Origin of the sequence: Sphingomonas sp. R647 (assembly GCF_020177055.1) — a bacterium.
Lineage (GTDB): Bacteria > Pseudomonadota > Alphaproteobacteria > Sphingomonadales > Sphingomonadaceae > Sphingomonas.
Map to the genome: position 1 here is coordinate 70,490 of NZ_JAIQXT010000004.1, position 17,666 is coordinate 88,155.

Sequence of the window (17,666 nt, forward strand, 5' to 3'; positions counted from 1 at the left end):
TCAGTCCTTCTTCCGGCCCCGCCGCCGCAGCGCGAGAAGGTAGATCACCACCGCAATCCCCGCGAACAGGAACCACTGCACCGCATAGGCAAGGTGGTTGTTCGGCACACTCGACGGGTCGGGCGGGGCGCTGGCCGAAAGGCCCGCAGCGGGGGTGTCGGCGACGAGCATCAGGTTGCGGGGTGGGCGCTTGCCGAACAGCGAGGCGAGCAGCGGCGTCGAATCGGGGGCGTGGGTGATGGTGCCGGTGACCGGGCCGCCCTTCCACGCCGGGGTGATTCCGGGCGCGCTGCTGACGCCCATGTCGACCTTGACGCTCATCCCCTCCGCTCCGGTGCGGCAGTCGGCGAGGTGGCGCCAGCCGCTCGTGCCGCTGGCGTCGCGCCCCGCCTGTTCGCTCCAGCCGGCGACTTCGAGGCACATCAGCCCGGCGCGGCGGAAGAGGTATTCGTCGCCGACCGGCGGACTGGGGAAGGTCATCGCGCCGAGCGTGCGGTTGGTGGCGAGGCGGGCGATCAGCGCCTCCTTCTCGCCGCGCCGGTCGAGCTGCCAGATGCCGAGGCCGATCATCGCCGCGACGGCGAGGCCGACCAATATCGTAGGGAACAGGGGGAGCTTCACGCCTCAGGGTCCTTCAGCCGCCCCTCACGTGCGGCGTTGCGATATTCGAGCGCGAGCAGCGCGCCCTTGGCCCAGCGCAGGCTGAAGATCACCAGCAGCAATGTGAGCGGGGGCCAGATCAGCAGGTGCAGCCAGAGCGGCGGCGACGCTGCGAGTTCGAGCCAGACCGACAGGACGACGATGATCGTTCCGACGATCAGGGTCAGGAACGCCGCCGGGCCATCGCCTACGTTGAACGCGGCATAATCGAGCCCGCACTTCGGGCAGCGATCGGCAAACTTGATCCAGCCCGCAAACAGAGAGGGCGCGCCGCATTGCGGACACGCCCCCTTGAATGCCGACTCCGTGACCGGAGGTGCGGTGTGGTCCATGGTCAGCCGTGGACCGGCGCGCCCCAGCCGCCCCACACATAGACGGTGACGAAGAGGAACAGCCACACCACGTCGACGAAGTGCCAGTACCATGCCGCCGCTTCGAAGCCGAAATGCTGACGCGGGGTGAAATCGCCCTGATAGGTGCGCAGCAGGCAGACCATCAGGAAGATGGTGCCGACGATCACGTGGAAGCCGTGGAACCCGGTCGCCATGTAGAAGGCCGAGGAATAGTTCGACTTGCCGAACACGAACGGCGCGTGGGCATATTCGTAATACTGAATGTAGCTGAAGATCAGGCCAAGGATGATGGTCAGCCACAGGCCCTTCTTGACCACGTCATTCTCGCCCACGCCGATCGCGCCCCACAGGCCGCGCATCGCACCGCCACGCTGGTTGTAGATCAGGCCGTGATGCGCCCAGGTGATGGTGGTGCCGGAGAGCAGCAGAATGAAGGTATTCAGCAACGGCAGCTGGAACGCGTCGAGCACTTCCATGCCGACGGGCGGGAATTGTGCGGCGATGTTCTGCGCAACCTCGACCACGCTGGCATTTTCGCCGCTGACCGCGATCGCGGCGGGGAACAGCGCATAGTTGAACCATGCCCAGAACCAGCCGACGAAGAACATGACTTCCGACGCGATGAACAGGATCATGCCATAGCGCAGGTGGAGCTGGACGACGGGGGTATGGTCGCCGGCCTTCGCCTCGCGAACCACTTCGACCCACCACGACGCCATGCAGAACAGGACAGCGGCGAGGCCCGAAAGCATCACCCAACCGCCATGCGCGGCTTCCTTCATGTACATCAGCCCGCCAACGGCCAGCCACAGGGCGGCGAGCGACGTGAGCATCGGCCACGGGCTGGGCGGGAGAATGTGGAAATCGTGGTTCTTGGCGCCTGCCATCGTCCGTCCCTGTTCGTTTCTGGCGTTGTTCGTCGGCTTCCCTAGCCCTTGGGCTTGGCGGAATCCACTGGGTAAAATGTGTAGGAGAGCGTGATCTTCGCAATGTCCTTCGTATCCGGATCGGTCATGATCTTCGGATCGACGAAATAGATCACCGGCATGCGCACCGTCTCACCCGGCTGAAGCGTCTGTTCGGTGAAGCAGAAGCACTGGATCTTGCTGAAATACTTCCCCGCCGCCTCGGGCGTGACGTTGTAGGTCGCGGTGCCGGTGATCGGCACGGTGCCGGTGTTCGTCGCGGTGTAAAAGGCCATGTCGCGCGCACCGATGGAGATTTTGTCCGATGCGAGTTCGGGCTTGAACTTCCAGGTAAGCGCGGGGCTGACATTGCTGTCGAACGCCACGGTGATCTTGCCATCGACCGCGCCGGGAGCCGCCTCCGCGCGCATCGTCGTGCCACCAAAGCCGGTGACCTGACAGAACAGGCGGTAGAGCGGCACGCTGGCAAAGGCGATGCCGGTCATGACGAGCACGCCAAGCACGGCGAGCATCGCGGTGCGCAGCTTGCGGTCCTGCGGCAGCGCGGCGATCATGCCGCCCTCAGCGGCATGCCGGCCTGGATCTTCACGATGCTGATCGCGAAGACGAGGATCACGAAGGCGAACAACAGGATCGCGAGGATGCGCGCGCGCGATTTCTGGCGGGCTTGGATCAGTTCTTGGTCTTCGGGGGTCATGCCATCATCCTATCGGCGGCAACCGCGCCGAACAATATGAACAGATAGGAGATCGAATAGGCGAAGAGGCGCTTTTCAGGCTTCATTGCGTCGTTCTCGACAGCCATCCGGGTCGCGACGTGCAGGGCGAGCAGGGCGAACAGCGCGGTCGTGGCGACCGAGATGATGCCATAGAGGCTGCCGGTCAGGCCGAGCGGCCAGGGCGCGATCGCCGCGACCGCCATCGGGATGGTGTACAGCCCGATCTGAATCCGCGTTGCTTTCTCTCCCGCCACCACGGGCAGCATCGGCACGCCGGCATTGGCATAATCGGTCTTCACGAACAGCGCGAGCGCCCAGAAATGCGGCGGAGTCCACAGGAACACGAGGCCGAACAGCAGCACGGGCAACAGCGCGACATCGCCGGTCGCCGCGGCCCAGCCGATCAGCGGCGGGAACGCCCCGGCCGCGCCGCCGATCACGATATTCTGCGGCGTGCGGCGCTTGAGCCAGACGGTATAGACCAGCACGTAGAACAGGATCGACAGCAGCAGGATGCCCGCCGCGACATAATTGACCGCTAGGCCCATCAGGATGACCGACAGCGCCGCGACGCCGACGCCGAAATGCAGCGCCGACTGGCGATCCATGCGTCCGGCGGGGAGCGGGCGGCCCTGCGTCCGCTTCATCTTGCCGTCGAGGTCCGCCTCATACCATTGGTTGAGCGCACCGGCCGCGCCTGCCCCGAGTGCAATGCACAGAATCGCGGTGAAGCCGATCACCGGATGGATCGACTCGGTTGCCGCGAGCATGCCGCACAGGCCGGTGAACACGACGAGGCTCATCACGCGCGGCTTGGTCAGCGCAAGGAAATCGCGCCAGTCGGCGGGGATGGTCAGGGCGTGGTTGGCGACGGACATTTGTGGGGGGCTATAGGCGTGGTTGGGGCTGGGGGGAAGGGTGTGGTGGATCAGCCAGCCCGGCTGGGGCGTTGATGCCTGAGTCTGTCGATCGCTGCGGGCAGTGGCTTGAGCGGCTCTCGCGCCAGAGCCGGGTCGTTCCACCTCACGCGCCACTCATCGAGGCGTTCGAATGCGGCCTTCAGCGCTTCGACCAATCCGCTCACTGCCGGTCCCCTACCATCAAGGTCAAACGCCGTGGGATCGCTTGTGAGATAACGCTCAAACAACTCATGGCGCATGCAGAGAAATGCATCATCAGTATGCCAGGTCAGTAGTGCGAAACCGAACTTGTCATCGACCAACATCGTAGGTTCGTAGGGGATATGGTCGTCGGCCAACCAATTGGCCACCTCGTCCGCGAGCGCGAACGCGAGCACCTCGGTTTCAGGTTTGATCGGCTGATAGAGCGGAACAGCCCAACCTGAAGCCGCCCCCGCCGTGCGCGAGAGAAGGAACATCCGCGCGATGTCGGCGCCATCGAAGCGCCATTCGACATATGGGATGCAGAAGAGCTCGTACCGGCGGAGTAGCGGACCCACGTCGAGATCGGCCCACCGCGTGAAGTGAAAACCGTCGACGAAGCGAAGCAGCGCCGGCTCATCCGCTAACGAACGGCGCGCGACGCAGGTTGGCGGCGTTTGAAGCACTGTAATAGCTTAGATTGATGATCCAATTTGGCAACCGACCCACAGCAAAACGCCCCGGAAGTCTCCTCCCGGGGCGTTTCGCATTTCAGTTGTTGCCGACCTTAGTGATGCTTGTCGTCATCGATGATCGGCAGGGTTTCGAACTGGTGGAACGGCGGCGGGCTGGACAGGGTCCATTCCAGCGTCGTTGCGCCTTCGCCCCAGGGATTGTCGGGCGCCTTCTTACCGGCGGCGAGCGACCAGAACAGGTTGACGAAGAAGATCGCCATACCCGCCAGCATGATCACATAGCCCCAGCTCGAAATCTCGTTCCAATATGCATAGGCGTCCGGATAGTCCGGATAGCGGCGCGGCATGCCCTGAAGGCCCAGGAAGTGCTGCGGGAAGAACAGCACGTTCACGCCAACGAAGAACACCCAGAAGTGCAGCTGGCCGAGGAACTCGCTGTACATCTTCCCGAACATCTTCGGGAACCAGTAGTAGAAGCCCGCGAACAGGCCGAACACTGCGCCCAGCGAGAGCACATAGTGGAAGTGCGCGACCACATAATAGGTGTCGTGCATGTAATCGTCGACGCCGCCATTCGCCAGCACGACGCCGGTGACGCCGCCCACGGTGAACAGGAAGATGAAGCCGATCGCCCAGACCATCGGGGTCTTGAAGCTCATCGACCCGCCCCACATCGTCGCGATCCAGGAGAAGATCTTGATGCCGGTCGGCACCGCGATGATCATGGTCGCGGCGGTGAAGTACATCTTCACGTTCACGCTCATGCCGGTCGTGAACATGTGGTGTGCCCACACGACGAAGCCGACCACGCCGATCGCGACCATGGCATAGGCCATGCCGAGATAGCCGAACACTGGCTTGCGGCTGAAGGTCGAGACAATCTGGCTGACGATGCCGAAGCCCGGCAGGATCATGATGTACACTTCGGGGTGGCCGAAGAACCAGAACAGATGCTGGTACAGCACCGGATCGCCGCCACCGGCGGGATCGTAGAAGGTGGTGCCGAAGTTACGGTCGGTCAGCAGCATGGTGATCGCCGCAGCCAGAACTGGCAGCGCGAGCAGCAGCAGGAAGGCGGTGATCAGCACCGACCATACGAACAGCGGCATCTTGTGCAGGGTCATGCCCGGCGCGCGCATGTTGAAGATGGTTGTGATGAAGTTGATCGCGCCCAGGATCGAGCTGGCACCGGCAAGGTGCAGCGACAGGATCGCCATGTCGACCGCCGGCCCCGGCTCGCCATAGGTCGAGAGCGGGGCATAGACGGTCCAGCCCGTGCCTGCGCCACCGCCGAAGAACGGCGAGGCGAGCAGCAGCACAAACGCCGGGACGAGCAGCCAGAACGACAGGTTGTTCATGCGCGGGAACGCCATGTCCGGCGCACCGATCATGATCGGAACAAACCAGTTGCCGAACCCGCCGATCATCGCCGGCATGACCATGAAGAACACCATGATCAGGCCGTGCGCGGTGATCAGCACGTTCCAGAAGTGGAGCGACTGGTCAAAGGTCTGCGGGCCGCCATGGACGATTTCCGCGATCCAGCCGAGATGCTGGATGCCCGGCTCGGCCAGTTCGAGGCGCATCACGCCCGAAATGGCGCCGCCGATGATCCCAGCGATGATCGCGAAGATCAGGTACAGCGTGCCGATGTCCTTGTGGTTGGTCGACAGGAACCAGCGCGCAAAGAAGCCGATCTTGTGATCGGCATCATGGGCATGGTCGTCATGGCCCATAAAGGCGTGGGCGTCGCGTGCTGCGTCGGTCATGGCTTACTGGTCCGTGTTGCCGGTGGCGGCTTGATTGGTGGTCGCGCCCGCTGCGGTCGCGTCGACGGTGTCGTTGCCAGCGGGGACGGTGCCGTTCGCCGGAGTCGCGGTGTCGTCGGCGGCGTCGCTGCCCGGCTGGGCCGGAGCGGCGGAGGACGGCTTGTTCGCCGCCGGCATGGTGCCGCCCTTGGCCGCGATCCACTGCGCGAACACGGCAGGCTCAACCGCCTCAACCACGATCGGCATGTAGGCGTGACGCGCGCCGCACAGTTCGCTGCACTGGCCGAAATAGACGCCGGGCTTTTCGACGGTGAAGCTGGTTTCGTTGAGGCGACCCGGGATCGCATCCATCTTGATCCAGAACGCCGGGACCGCCCAGCTGTGAATCACGTCATTGGCGGTGGCGATCAGGCGGACCGGCACGCCAACCGGCACGACAATGCGGTTGTCGACCGCGAGCAGGCGGGGACCATCGGCGTCGGTGCGGAAGCGCTGTCCGGCCTGAACCTCGCTCTTTTCCTTGAGCATGTTGGCGGTGATCGAAATGCCGCCATGGTCGGGATATTCGTACGACCAGTACCACTGGTTGCCGATCGCCTTGATCGTGATGGCATTGTCGGGCGCGGGCTTGAACTGCTTGGCGAGCAGCGCGATCGACGGCCAGGCGATGAAGGCGAGGATCAGCACCGGGACCGCGGTCCACACGATTTCGATCATCGTGTTGTGGCTGGTCTTCGACGGCACCGGGTTCGCCTTGCGGCGATAGCGGACGATCGTCCAGCCCAGCAGGATCAGCACGAAGATCGAGATCGCGGTGATGATCGGCAGCAGGATGTAGTCGTGGAAGCGCGCGGCGCTGGCGCCGAGTGCCGTCACCTGCGGCTGAACGCCCATCTTCTTGTCCACCGGCATGCCGATGCCTGGAACCGGCGCGGTCTTGGGCGTGCCGTCGGCGTTGAGCGTCGGATCGGCGGGCGTCGCCGCAGCCGGAGCAGCGGCAGGCGCCGCCGCATCGGCGGGCGCCGTTGCAGCGGGTGCATCCGCGGGAGTCGCGGCCACGGCCTCTGGCGCGGCGGGCGCGGTCTGTGCTTGGGCCATGCCCCCGGCGAGCACGAGGCCCGCAGCCAGCACGATCGCCTTCAATCCATGCATGCGCATCGTCTCAATCAACCCCTGTCCTTCTTGCCCCTGTCCGGGGGCGCCGGCTGTTCCGGTCGCGCGGACGCAATCCGCCCTTCGAGGCTGGCCTATAGCACCTCGCGCGTCGGCCTCAAGCGTGTCGACTGCTCTTTTTACCCGTAGTGTTGCGGGGGGACCGCCCGAACCCTAGATGCTCGGCCAACGACAAGAGCGGGGTGGACGCGTGACAGAAGACGAGGTGCTGGGCGAATTCCGGGCGGCAGAGGCGTTGCTGGAGGGGCATTTCATCCTGTCATCGGGGCTGCGCAGCTCTCGTTACTTGCAATGCGCGCGCGTGTTGATGAGCCCGGCACGCGCCGCGCGGCTGGCACAGGCAGTGGCGGCGAACATCCCGGCCGAGCTGCGCGCGCGGATCACCGCCGTCGTTTCCCCCGCAATGGGCGGGGTGATCGCCGGGCAGGAGGTCGCCCGCGCGCTGAACGTCGATGCGATGTTCGTCGAGCGGCCCACCGGCACCTTCGAACTGCGTCGCGGCTTCCGGCTGGAACCGGGACAACAGGTGCTGATGATGGAAGATGTCGTCACTACCGGCTTGTCGAGCCGCGAGGCGATGAAGGCGATTGCGGAGGCCGGCGGCGAGGTGATCGCCGCCGCGTCGCTGGTCGACCGGTCGAACGGCACCGCCGACCTCGGCGTCCCGTTCTTCCCGCTGATCCGACTCGACGTGCCAAGCTATGCCGCCGACGCACTCCCGCCCGAACTGGCGGCGATCCCCGCGATCAAGCCCGGCAGCCGGGCAGCGGCGTGAACGCTGCGCTCGCAGCTCTGCTGATGCAGGCGACGGCGGCGCAGGCCGCACCGCCGATCGACGCGCGCGCCCTTGGCACATTAATCGAGGAATCGCAGTTCAGCGGCGACATCCGGATCGCCGATGCCAAAGGCGGCGGCTGGGGCTGGGTCGGCTTGCTCCCCCAGCCCTATCGCGGCGGCGACGATGGTGCGACCTGGCGCTGGGCGTCGGTGACGAAGCAGGTCGTCGCCGTGCTGGTAATGCAGGAAGTGGCGAGCGGACGAGTCGATCTCGACCGCCCGGTCGCGACCTATCTGCCGAAGTTTCGCAGCGCGAATGCGGGTGTGGTGACGGTGCGCCAACTGCTCCAGCACCGCTCCGGCCTGCCCAATCCCGATGACAGTCCGGGGGGCAAAGGCGGTTTCCCGTCTTATTATCAGTCCGGCTACACCGGCAGTCGTGATCCGCTGACCGGTTATTGCGCGGGGCCGGTCAAGGGGGCGCCAGGCGGCGACTGGGCCTATAACAATTGCGACTATCTCGTGCTGGGCGCATTGCTTGAGGCGGTGAGCGGCAAGTCCTGGGCGACGCTGGTGGATGAGCGGATCGCCAAGCCACTGGAGCTGAACTTTCTCGGCGCCTATCCGGGCGAGGACTTCACCCGGATGGGGATGATCGATGGCAAACCTGAGGCGGAGATCGATCTGGCCAGCTATGGCGCCGCCGCCGGGCTGTATGGCTCGACCGACGCGCTGGTGAAGTTCGATATCGCGCTGATGACCGGAAAATTGCTGCCCGCAGATGCACTCGCGACCATGTGGAAGGGCGATCCGGCGCTTGGCTATATGGCGCTCGGCCAATGGGTATTCGAGGCGCCGCTCAAGGGCTGTGCCAATCCGGTGCGCATTGTCGAGCGTCGCGGCAGCGTGGGCGGGGTCGAGGTGCGCAACTTCATCCTGCCCGCGATTGGCCGGGCGGTGATCGCCTTTTCGGACCGCGCGCCCTTTGCCTTTGGCGAGGTGTGGCAGGGCTCCGGATTCGCGCACGACCTGTTGAGCGCCGCCGCGTGCGGCAAGGGGACCAAGCAATGACCGGCCATCTGCGCCTAGGCGTGAATATCGACCATGTCGCGACCGTGCGGAATGCGCGCGGGAGCGGCTATCCCGATCCGGTGCGCGCAGCGCTGGTCGCGGCGGAGGCCGGGGCGGACGGGATCACCGCGCATCTGCGCGAGGACCGGCGGCACATCACAGATGACGATATCGCCAGGCTCGCGGCAGAGCTGACCATCCCGCTCAATCTGGAGATGGCGGCGACCGACGAGATGCTCGCCATCGCGCTGCGCCACCGCCCGCACGCCGCGTGCATCGTGCCCGAGCGGCGCGAGGAACGGACCACCGAGGGCGGGCTGGACGCGGCGGGGCTGCATAACCTGCTCGCGCCGATGGTCAGCGACCTCAAGGGCGCGAATATCCGCGTGTCGTTGTTCGTCGAGCCCGATCCGGCGCAGATCGAAGCGGCGATCCGGCTGGGCGCACCGGTGATCGAGCTGCACACCGGGCGCTATTGCGAGCTGGAGGGCGAGGCACAGACCGCCGAGCTGCGCCGCATCGCCGACGCGGCGGCGCTGGCGGCGAAGAACGGGATTGAGGTGCATGCAGGTCACGGCCTGACCTTCGACAATGTCGTGCCGATTGCCGCCATTCCGCAGCTGGCCGAGCTGAATATCGGGCATTTCCTGATCGGCGAGGCGATTTTCGAGGGACTCGCGCCGGTGGTGAAGCGGATGCGCGCACTGATGGACGCGGCGCGGTGAGTGGGTCGTTCATCGCGGCGACGATATCGTGATCATCGGCATCGGATCCGACCTGTGCAACATCGAACGGATTCAGTCGTCGCTCGACCGGTTCGGCATGCGGTTCGAGCAGCGCGTGTTCACCGATGTCGAGCTGCGCAAGGCGGCGCGGCGGCCGATGGGCTATGCCGCAACGCTCGCGAAACGTTTTGCTGCCAAAGAGGCTTTTTCGAAGGCGGTCGGGACCGGTTTCAAAGCTGGCGTGTTCATGCGCGATATCGGCGTGGTCAACGCGCCGTCGGGTGCGCCGACGCTGGCGCTGACTGGGGGTGCCAAGGCGCGGCTTGACGCGATGACGCCTGCCGGTCACGTCGCGAAAGTGCACCTGACGCTGACCGACGACCATCCCTGGGCACAGGCGCTGGTGGTGATCGAGGCGCTGCCCGTGGCGGGCGAGTAAGAGAGACGGGATGGCCAAGGCGTTGACGGGCGAGCAGGAGCAGGAGCGCAGCGGCACCGATTGGTGGGGCGAGGCGCGCGGCATCTTCTGGCTGGTGCTCGCGGTGCTCGGCTTTCACAGCCTGATCGCCAAACCATTCTACATTCCGTCCGAGTCGATGATGCCGACCTTGCTGGTCGGCGACCGGCTGGTGGTGACCAAATATCCCTACGGATACAGCTATGTTACCCCGACCTTCCACATGCTGCCGTTCATCGAGGGGCGGTTGTTCGGCAGCCTGCCCGAGCGTGGCGACATCGTCATCGTCACCCCGACCGATCAGCGCACCGATTACATCAAGCGGGTGATCGGCCTGCCCGGCGAGACGATCGAGATGCATGGCGGCATCGTCTATCTGAATGGCCGCGCGGTGCAGCGCGAGCGGCTGGGCAATCGCGCGCTGAAGGTCGATGGCAATCTGACCTGTGACAAAAACCATTATCCCGGCGCGCTGGGGCGCAACGCGGCGGGTGAGCTGGTCTGCAACGTCCAGATCATCCGCGAGACCCTGCCCAATGGCAAAAGCTATGACACGATCGATATCGGGTCGATGCGTGCCGACAATTTCCCGCCGCTGCGTATTCCGGCCGGCCATGTCTTCCTGATGGGCGACAATCGCGACAACAGCGCCGACAGCCGCATGACGCAGGAACAGCAGGGGCTGGGCGGGCCGGTGCCGATCGAGAATATCGGTGGGCGCGCGGAGTTCATCACCTTCAGCCTCGACGGCAGCGCAAGCTGGAACCCGCTGAGCTGGGCGGGCTCGTTCCGGTCGGGCCGCGCGGGCGATTCGCTGCATCCCGACCGCGCCGGCGAATAGGCGATGGCCAGCCCCGCCGACGAATCCGTCTCGGTCACCCAGGCCCCCGGCCCAAATGAGATGCGCGATCCGGTGATGCGCGCCGAATTGCGCCGGGCATCGGTCTGGTTCGGCCTCGCTGCCGCCGCGGCCTTGGTCGTGCTGCTGATCCAGCCGCTGCTGCTGATCTTTGCCGGGCTGGTCGTCGCATCGATGCTGGATGGCGGGGTGCGGCTGATCCGGCGTGCCGTCCCGATCCCGCGCGGGCTGGCGCTGACCATCGTGGTGATCGGCGTGGTCGCGTTCATCGGCGGGGTCATCTACCTGACCGGGGTCGAGATTGCCGCGCAGGCCGAACAGCTGCGCGCCACGCTTGAGGCACAGGCGGTGCGGATTAGCGCGTGGCTGAGCGAGCTCGGAGTAGTTCCCGCCGCGTCCGACCTGACCGGCCTTGCCCAGCAGGCACTCGGATCGGTCGGGCGGCTGACCTCGTTCATTGGCGGCGCGATCGGCGCGATTGCCAGCTTCGTCCTGGTCCTCGTCATCGGGCTGTTCGTGGCGATGGAGCCGCGGCTCTATGAGCGCGGGTTGCAATGGATGGTGCCGATGGCGTCGCGCGACCAGTTCGCGATCACGCTGGCGCGGATGGCGCGGACGATGCGAATCCTGCTCGCCGGGCGACTGCTCGGCATGGTGTTTGAGGGGGTCGTCACCTGGATCCTGCTGTCGATCGCGGGCGTGCCGATGGCATTGCTGCTCGGCATCCTGACCGGAATGCTCGCCTTCATCCCCAATGTCGGCGCGTTCATCTCGGGCGTGTTGATGGTCGCCGTGGGGTTCAGCGCCGGGCCCAGCGAGGGGCTGTGGGCGATTGCGATCTATTTCGGGGTGCAGACCTTCGATGGCTATGTGCTGTTGCCGCTGGTGGCCAAGCGGACGGTGGACATGCCGCCGGCGCTGACCGTGTCGTCGCAGATCCTGATGAGCACCCTGTTCGGCTTTCTCGGGCTTGCGCTCGCCGATCCGATCGTGGCGATGATCAAGGTGGCGCTGGAGCGGCGCTCGGAACAGGCAATCGAAGCGGGCTATAGTGCGGACGATGCGACCGGGACTCAGGGTGAATTGACGTGATTCTGTATGATTATTTTCGGTCCAGCGCCGCCTATCGCGTGCGCATCGCGCTCAACCTGAAAGCGGTGCCGCATGAGCGGCGCGAGGTGCATCTGGTCGAAGGGGCGCAGCGCAGCGACGCGCATCTCGCGCGCAACCCGCAGGGATTCGTGCCCGCGCTCGATATCGGCGACGGGCGGATCCTCACGCAGAGCCTGGCGATCATCGACTGGCTCGATGCGACCTATCCCGAGCCGAAGCTGATCCCGACCGATCCGATCGCGCGCGCCGACGCGATGGCGCAGGCGCTAGTGATCGCCGCCGACATCCATCCGCTCAACAATCTGCGCGTGCTGTGCGCGCTCGAGTCGCGCTTCGGTGTGGATGAGGCGGTGAAGGGCGACTGGTATCGTCACTGGATCGTCGAGGGGTTCACCGCGCTGGAGGCGATGGCGGTGGCAAAGGCGGGCGCCGGACCGTTCCTCGGTGGGGCCGCGCCGGGGATCGCCGACGTGATGCTGGTACCGCAAATGTACAATGCGCGGCGGTTTGACACGCCGCTCGATGCCTTTCCGACGCTGCTCGCCGCCGATGCTGCCGCGTCCGCGCTCGACGCATTTGCGGCCGCGAGCCCCGAGCGGGCGAAGCCGGTATGAGGGGCGTGGCCCCGCTGCTCCTCCTTGCCCTGCCCTTCCCGGCCGCCGCGCAGGAGATCGTGATCACCGGCACCGGACTCGATTCGCCGCCGGGTGAGGCGGCGCTGGCGACGGTCGAGATCGACCGCGACCGGCTGACCGACAGTGCGAGCGGTCGCCTTGAGGATGTGCTGCGCGATGTCGCCGGGGTAGCGCAGTTTCGCCGCGCCGATTCGCGATCGTCGCACCCCACGGCGCAGGGGATTAGCCTGCGTGGCCTCGGCGGCAATGCGTCGAGCCGTGCGCTGCTGCTACTCGACGGCGTGCCGCAGGCGGATCCGTTCGGCGGCTGGGTTCCCTTCCCCGCCACGCTGCCGCAGCGGCTGGCGCGGGTGCGCGTAACGCGTGGCGGCGGGAGCGGCTACCATGGCGCGGGCGCACTCGCCGGAACGGTCGAGCTGTTCAGCGCCGATGCGCGCACGCTCGGGCCGGTGGCGCTCACCGGCTTTTACGGCAGCCGCGAGTCGGTCGATCTGGTTGCGACCGGCGGTGCGACGGTGGGCGCGGGCGAGGTGACAGCAGCGGTGCAGTTCGCGCGGGGCGACGGGTTCGTGCCGATCGTCGAAGGCCAGCGCGGCGCGGCGGATCGCGCCGCCCCCTATGAACAAGCAGGGATCGCCCTGCGCGGAGTCGCACCACTGGCGGCGGGGATCGAGTTGCAGGCGAACCTGTCGGCCTTTTCCGACCAGCGCGATCGTGGAACGGATTTCACCCCGGTGAACAGCCGCGGGGCGGACGCCAGCCTGCGCCTTGTCGGCACGGGTACGTTGCGCTGGGCGGCGACCGGCTGGCTCCAGCATCGCGATTTCGCCAGCGGTTTCGCCAGCGTCAATGCGACACGCAGCGCGGCCAGCCCGACGCTCGACCAGCACGTGCCGGCCACCGGGAGCGGGCTGCGGATCGAGATCGAGCCGCCGCTGGGCAGCGGATGGACCCTGCGCACGGGCGGCGACCTGCGCATGGTCAGCGGACGCACCAATGAACTGTACAGCTTCGTCGCGGGCACCCCGACGCGCCGCCGCATCGCGGGTGGCGAGAGCAGCACCGCCGGGCTGTTCGCGGATTTGAGCCTTGAGCGCGGCACCCTCACCCTCACCGCTGGCGGACGTGCCGATCGCTGGACGATCCGCAATGGCGCGCTGTTCGAGGTGCCACTGGCAGGCGGCGTGCCGCTCAGCGATGTGCGCTACGCCGACCGTTCGGGCTGGGAGGGCAGTGCCCGGATCGGCGCAGCGGCGCGCGCGATCGACGGCGTCACGCTGCGTGCCGCAGCCTATAGCGGGTTGCGGCTGCCGACGCTGAACGAGCTTTACCGTCCGTTCCGCGCGGGCGCCGATGCGACAGCGGCCAACCCGCTGCTGTCGCCCGAACGGCTGCGCGGCGCGGAGATCGGGGTCGATCTGACCCCCGCGTCCGGCTTCAGCCTGCGCGCGACCGGGTTTCTCAATCGACTCGACGATGCGATTGGCAATGTCACGTTGGGCAGCGGGCCGGGCACGTTCCCCGGCGTGGGCTTCGTCGCGGCGGGCGGCGCCTATCGCGCGCGGCAGAATTTCGACGCGATCGACTCGCGCGGGGTGGAAGTGGACCTTGGTTGGCAGAGCGGACCGTGGCGCGCCGGAGCCTCCTGGGCCTATACCGACGCCCGGGTGAAGGCGTCGGGCGCCGCCGCGCCGCTGAACGGACTGCGCCCGGCACAGACCGCGCCGCACCAGGTGTCCGCGCATCTTGGCTATAGCGGCGAGCGGCTGAGCCTTGCAGGGACCGTGCGCTACGTCGCGGCGCAGTTCGAGGATGACCTCAACGCGCGTGCGCTGGCCGACGCGCTAACCTTCGATGCGGTGCTGCGCGTGCCGGTGACGAAGGGGTTCGCGATCGAGGCGCGCGGCGAGAATCTGACCGATGCGCGCATCGAAACGGGAGTGAGCGGCACCGGCGTGGTCGAGCGCGCCAGCCCCCGCACCCTGTGGATCGGCTTCAGCTACCGTCCGGGTTAGCTTTGTTCAGCTGCGCTGAAGCGGCACCGGCCCGCTCCCCCACCCGGCCACCCACAAGGTATCGTCTATGGGTGGCCGGGTGGGGGAGCGGGCCGGTGCCGCAGCTATTTCAATGCTGAGCGACGAGACGATCGAACAGCTCGAGATACGCCCCGATCGGCTCCGGCCCGTCCTCGACCAGCGGCTCGGGCCTTACGCGACCGGGCATCAGCCAGTGGTTGAGCGCGCCGACCAGCCGCGCGCGATCACCCGGCGGGACCACCGATCCGCGCGACGCACAGTCGATCAGCTCATGGATCGCGACACTCGAATCAGTCGCCACCACCGGTGTTCCGGCGGCCAGCGCCTCCCGCACCACGCCCGGCACGCCTTCGAATTCGGACGTCAGCGCGACGACATCGGCACGCGCGATCACCGGTAGCGGGTCGGGGGCATGGCCGGGCATCGACACGCGATCCGACAGGCCGAGCCGTTCGACCAGCCGTTCGAGCTGTCCCCGCTCCTCCCCTTCACCCAGGATCAGCAGCTTCACGTCCGGGTCGGACAGGCGTGGCATCGCGGCGATCAGCCGTTCCCACTTTTTCTGCGGGGCAAGCCGCCCGACGCCAAGGATGAAACGCCCCTCAGGCAGTGGCGGCAGCGGTGCGCCGGGGATCGGCACGGCCGGCGGGTTGGGGATGACGACGACGCGCTTGGGGTCGATCCGCATCTCACGCACCGCCTCTGCCCCCGTCGCCGGAGTCATTGCGACCACCGCGTCGAGGAAGGACGGGTGCATCCGCAGCCACAGCGCATAGCCAACGCCCACCGCACGCGGCAGATCGGGACGGATCAGCGTATTGGACACCTGCGCCGCCATCGGCGGGCACGCCTTGCCCAATCGCCGCTTCAGCCAATAGGCCGCCGCCGTATAGTGATTGCCGGGGCAGAAGATCGCGTCGGGCTGCACCTTGCGCACGATATCGGCGATCCCGAACATCGCCCGGTAGCGCGGGTCGCCCAGTTCGCGCACCTCGACATTGGGCGGGATCTCATGCGCCAGCGCCCCGCGCGCATCGCCGATCACCAGCGTGACGCGCCGCCCTGCATCGGCCCAGCCATGCGCCATGCGCATCAGCGCACGCTCCACACCCCCCCCCTTGAGGGTCTGGGCAAAACTCAGGATATGGGCTGCGGATCGCTGGGGGTCTGGCATGGGCTTGTAGCTTGCCTTGTTAAAGCCCAAATCACCCCCCGTTGAAACCATAATCTGTGGCCATCGCGCCCGGACTTGTATCGTGGCCGCCTTTTCGAAATCATGTGCGTGCTGGTACTGGCTGCTGATAGGGGTTGCCTGATTGGCTGATGTCGAACCGCCGGGAGCGCAATCCTTGAGTACCAACACGCTGGCGGGTGCGGCCCCCAAACCGGGGATCGCCGAGCTTTCCGAACTGGAACCGATCGCAAAGATCCGGCGTCGCTGGCCGACCTGGCTGGGCGCGATCCTGTCGATCCTGATGGTCGCCGGGATCGGGCATGAGCTGCTGGGTGAAGGGCTGGCGGGGCTGAGCCGCACGGCCCCGGCGAGCTGGATTTTCTATCTGGTGTTCGTCCTCAAATATATGGTCGGGCCGACCTTCGACTTCATCATCTATCGCCGGCTGTGGAACATCCCCTGGTCCGGCATGATCGCGCTACACCGCAAGCGGATCGCGAACGACGTGATCCTCGGCTATTCGGGCGAAGCCTATTTCTATGCCTGGGCACGCCAGCGGACCAAGATGATCGCGGCCCCGTTCGGCGCGATCAAGGATGTATCGATCCTGTCCGCGCTGGCGGGCAACGCGATCACCTTGCTGCTGCTCGCCATGGCGCTGCCGCTCGCGAGCGAGATGCTGACGCCGGCGCAGTTCAAGACCGGGCTGATCTCCGCCGCAGTCATCCTGGGCATGTCGCTCCCCTTCCTGCTGCTGTCGCGCCGCGTCTTTTCGTTGAGCCGCAAGGAGCTGTGGGCGGTGTTCGGCATCCATATCGGTCGCCTGTTCTCCGATTCGCTGCTGGTCGCCTTTGCCTGGGCGTTCGCGCTGCCGGGCGTCGGGTTCGGCACCTGGATCCTGCTCGCCGCCGCGCGCATGCTGGTGTCACGCCTGCCGTTCGTGCCGAGCAAGGACCTGTTGTTCGCCGGCTTCGCGATCATCCTGATCGGTCAGGGCGAGGCGCTGAGCGAGATGCTGTCGTTCATGGCAGCGCTCACTTTGTTGCTCCATGCTATCCTGATCGCGGGCTTCAGCCTGCTTGGCATCTTTAGGAAGGACCTATGACGATTCCAGCCATCGCCCGTATCGCCGCGCCGGTCGCGCTCGCCCTTCTGGCAGTGCCCGCGTCCGCATCGGCGCAGGCCGCCATCGGCGACGATGCGGCGGCCTGCGCGGCCGGCAACGTCCCCGCGCTGCGCGTCAATGTCGCGGGGATCAAGGATCGCATCGGGCGGCTCAAGCTCGAACTTTACCCAGCTGTCGAGGGCGATTTCCTGCGCGACGACCATGCTCTGGTGAAGGAAGGCAAGCTGTTCCATCGCAGCTTTGCCCCAACGCCGCGGTCGGGAAACATCGTGCTGTGCATCAAGGCGCCCCGCCCGGGCCGCTATGCGCTGTTCCTGACCCATGACCGCGACGGTGCGAACAAGTTCAATTTCTGGAAGGACGGCGCGGGCGTCCCGAGCAATCGCAAGCTCGGGCGCAGCCGGCCGAAGCTGAGTGACGGGATCGTCACGGTCGGGCCAAACGCCACGACGATCACCATCCAGATGCAGTATCTGCGCGGTCTGTCCGGCTTTTCGCCACAGGGTCGCTGACCCGCC

20 protein-coding genes are annotated in these 17,666 nt (G+C 66.3%); 10 read left to right on the forward strand and 10 right to left on the reverse strand.

What is annotated here, in order from left to right:
- The 9 genes from K9B35_RS10435 to coxB all read right to left on the reverse strand — a co-directional run bounded on the left by K9B35_RS10435 (position 1) and on the right by coxB (position 7,154).
- Complete coding sequence (locus tag K9B35_RS10435; RefSeq protein WP_224922230.1) at positions 1–570, reverse strand: SURF1 family protein; 570 nt, start codon at positions 568–570, stop codon at positions 1–3.
- A gap of 47 nt (positions 571–617) precedes the next feature.
- A complete protein-coding gene (locus K9B35_RS10440; RefSeq protein ID WP_224921781.1) occupies positions 618–992 on the reverse strand; it encodes a DUF983 domain-containing protein in 375 nt (124 codons plus the stop codon).
- Between the two features lie 2 nt (positions 993–994).
- Positions 995–1,900, reverse strand: coding sequence for a cytochrome c oxidase subunit 3 (locus tag K9B35_RS10445; protein WP_224921782.1), 906 nt, complete (start codon positions 1,898–1,900; stop codon positions 995–997).
- A gap of 41 nt (positions 1,901–1,941) precedes the next feature.
- Positions 1,942–2,493 carry a cytochrome c oxidase assembly protein gene (locus K9B35_RS10450; RefSeq protein WP_224921783.1) on the reverse strand — a complete coding sequence of 184 codons (552 nt, stop codon included), beginning with the start codon at positions 2,491–2,493 and terminating at the stop codon, positions 1,942–1,944.
- The gene (locus tag K9B35_RS10455; protein WP_224921784.1) at positions 2,490–2,636 is read right to left on the reverse strand and encodes a hypothetical protein; all 147 of its coding nucleotides are present in this window, start codon (positions 2,634–2,636) and stop codon (positions 2,490–2,492) included. Before K9B35_RS10455 ends, K9B35_RS10450 begins: the two co-directional genes overlap by 4 nt.
- A complete protein-coding gene (locus K9B35_RS10460) occupies positions 2,633–3,535 on the reverse strand; it encodes a heme o synthase (RefSeq protein WP_224921785.1) in 903 nt (300 codons plus the stop codon). Before K9B35_RS10460 ends, K9B35_RS10455 begins: the two co-directional genes overlap by 4 nt.
- A gap of 50 nt (positions 3,536–3,585) precedes the next feature.
- Positions 3,586–4,224 carry a hypothetical protein gene (locus K9B35_RS10465; protein ID WP_224921786.1) on the reverse strand — a complete coding sequence of 213 codons (639 nt, stop codon included), beginning with the start codon at positions 4,222–4,224 and terminating at the stop codon, positions 3,586–3,588.
- Positions 4,225–4,325: 101 nt separating this feature from the next.
- On the reverse strand, positions 4,326–6,002 hold the full coding sequence (gene ctaD, locus K9B35_RS10470; RefSeq protein WP_224921787.1) for a cytochrome c oxidase subunit I: 1,677 nt from the start codon (positions 6,000–6,002) through the stop codon (positions 4,326–4,328).
- Between the two features lie 3 nt (positions 6,003–6,005).
- A complete protein-coding gene (gene coxB, locus K9B35_RS10475) occupies positions 6,006–7,154 on the reverse strand; it encodes a cytochrome c oxidase subunit II (protein ID WP_224922231.1) in 1,149 nt (382 codons plus the stop codon).
- Positions 7,155–7,365: 211 nt separating this feature from the next.
- On the opposite strand from coxB, the gene pyrE reads away from it, so the two are divergent.
- The 8 genes from pyrE to K9B35_RS10515 are packed head-to-tail and all read left to right on the forward strand — an operon-like array spanning position 7,366 to position 14,827.
- Positions 7,366–7,950: an orotate phosphoribosyltransferase gene (gene pyrE / locus K9B35_RS10480; RefSeq protein ID WP_224921788.1), complete on the forward strand. Its 585-nt coding sequence runs from the start codon at positions 7,366–7,368 to the stop codon at positions 7,948–7,950.
- The gene (locus K9B35_RS10485; RefSeq protein WP_224921789.1) at positions 7,947–9,023 is read left to right on the forward strand and encodes a serine hydrolase domain-containing protein; all 1,077 of its coding nucleotides are present in this window, start codon (positions 7,947–7,949) and stop codon (positions 9,021–9,023) included. The genes pyrE and K9B35_RS10485 overlap by 4 nt, the downstream gene beginning before the upstream one ends.
- Positions 9,020–9,748, forward strand: coding sequence for a pyridoxine 5'-phosphate synthase (locus K9B35_RS10490; RefSeq protein WP_224921790.1), 729 nt, complete (start codon positions 9,020–9,022; stop codon positions 9,746–9,748). Before K9B35_RS10485 ends, K9B35_RS10490 begins: the two co-directional genes overlap by 4 nt.
- Positions 9,749–9,776: 28 nt before the next feature.
- Complete coding sequence (gene acpS, locus K9B35_RS10495; RefSeq protein ID WP_224921791.1) at positions 9,777–10,187, forward strand: holo-ACP synthase; 411 nt, start codon at positions 9,777–9,779, stop codon at positions 10,185–10,187.
- 10 nt (positions 10,188–10,197) lie between these two features.
- Positions 10,198–11,046, forward strand: a complete 849-nt coding sequence (gene lepB / locus K9B35_RS10500; protein ID WP_224921792.1) for a signal peptidase I — start codon at positions 10,198–10,200, stop codon at positions 11,044–11,046.
- Positions 11,047–11,049: 3 nt separating this feature from the next.
- Positions 11,050–12,156: an AI-2E family transporter gene (locus tag K9B35_RS10505; RefSeq protein WP_224921793.1), complete on the forward strand. Its 1,107-nt coding sequence runs from the start codon at positions 11,050–11,052 to the stop codon at positions 12,154–12,156.
- Positions 12,147–12,791 (forward strand): maleylacetoacetate isomerase, encoded by a 645-nt coding sequence (gene maiA, locus K9B35_RS10510; protein ID WP_224922232.1) that lies wholly within the window; start codon positions 12,147–12,149, stop codon positions 12,789–12,791. The genes K9B35_RS10505 and maiA overlap by 10 nt, the downstream gene beginning before the upstream one ends.
- A complete protein-coding gene (locus K9B35_RS10515) occupies positions 12,788–14,827 on the forward strand; it encodes a TonB-dependent receptor (RefSeq protein ID WP_224921794.1) in 2,040 nt (679 codons plus the stop codon). The genes maiA and K9B35_RS10515 overlap by 4 nt, the downstream gene beginning before the upstream one ends.
- 109 nt (positions 14,828–14,936) lie before the next feature.
- Here the strand turns inward: K9B35_RS10515 and K9B35_RS10520 are convergent, their stop codons facing one another.
- Complete coding sequence (locus K9B35_RS10520; RefSeq protein WP_318245968.1) at positions 14,937–15,956, reverse strand: glycosyltransferase; 1,020 nt, start codon at positions 15,954–15,956, stop codon at positions 14,937–14,939.
- Between the two features lie 241 nt (positions 15,957–16,197).
- Between K9B35_RS10520 and K9B35_RS10525 the strand changes: the two genes are divergently transcribed.
- Complete coding sequence (locus K9B35_RS10525) at positions 16,198–17,127, forward strand: hypothetical protein (protein WP_224921796.1); 930 nt, start codon at positions 16,198–16,200, stop codon at positions 17,125–17,127.
- The gene (locus tag K9B35_RS10530) at positions 17,124–17,660 is read left to right on the forward strand and encodes a DUF2141 domain-containing protein (RefSeq protein ID WP_224921797.1); all 537 of its coding nucleotides are present in this window, start codon (positions 17,124–17,126) and stop codon (positions 17,658–17,660) included. The genes K9B35_RS10525 and K9B35_RS10530 overlap by 4 nt, the downstream gene beginning before the upstream one ends.
- The last annotated feature ends 6 nt before the right edge of the window (positions 17,661–17,666 follow it).

Bases quoted from the DNA above. Each gene is read 5' to 3' on its own strand.
- ctaD (WP_224921787.1), bottom strand. From the start codon at position 6,002: ATGACCGACGCAGCACGCGACGCCCACGCCTTTATGGGCCATGACGAC.
- coxB (WP_224922231.1), bottom strand. From the start codon at position 7,154: ATGCATGGATTGAAGGCGATCGTGCTGGCTGCGGGCCTCGTGCTCGCC.
- K9B35_RS10450 (WP_224921783.1), bottom strand. From the start codon at position 2,493: ATGATCGCCGCGCTGCCGCAGGACCGCAAGCTGCGCACCGCGATGCTC.
- lepB (WP_224921792.1), top strand. From the start codon at position 10,198: ATGGCCAAGGCGTTGACGGGCGAGCAGGAGCAGGAGCGCAGCGGCACC.
- K9B35_RS10455 (WP_224921784.1), bottom strand. From the start codon at position 2,636: ATGACCCCCGAAGACCAAGAACTGATCCAAGCCCGCCAGAAATCGCGC.
- K9B35_RS10460 (WP_224921785.1), bottom strand. From the start codon at position 3,535: ATGTCCGTCGCCAACCACGCCCTGACCATCCCCGCCGACTGGCGCGAT.
- K9B35_RS10505 (WP_224921793.1), top strand. From the start codon at position 11,050: ATGGCCAGCCCCGCCGACGAATCCGTCTCGGTCACCCAGGCCCCCGGC.
- K9B35_RS10435 (WP_224922230.1), bottom strand. From the start codon at position 570: ATGATCGGCCTCGGCATCTGGCAGCTCGACCGGCGCGGCGAGAAGGAG.
- K9B35_RS10490 (WP_224921790.1), top strand. From the start codon at position 9,020: ATGACCGGCCATCTGCGCCTAGGCGTGAATATCGACCATGTCGCGACC.
- K9B35_RS10530 (WP_224921797.1), top strand. From the start codon at position 17,124: ATGACGATTCCAGCCATCGCCCGTATCGCCGCGCCGGTCGCGCTCGCC.
- K9B35_RS10440 (WP_224921781.1), bottom strand. From the start codon at position 992: ATGGACCACACCGCACCTCCGGTCACGGAGTCGGCATTCAAGGGGGCG.
- K9B35_RS10515 (WP_224921794.1), top strand. From the start codon at position 12,788: ATGAGGGGCGTGGCCCCGCTGCTCCTCCTTGCCCTGCCCTTCCCGGCC.
- K9B35_RS10445 (WP_224921782.1), bottom strand. From the start codon at position 1,900: ATGGCAGGCGCCAAGAACCACGATTTCCACATTCTCCCGCCCAGCCCG.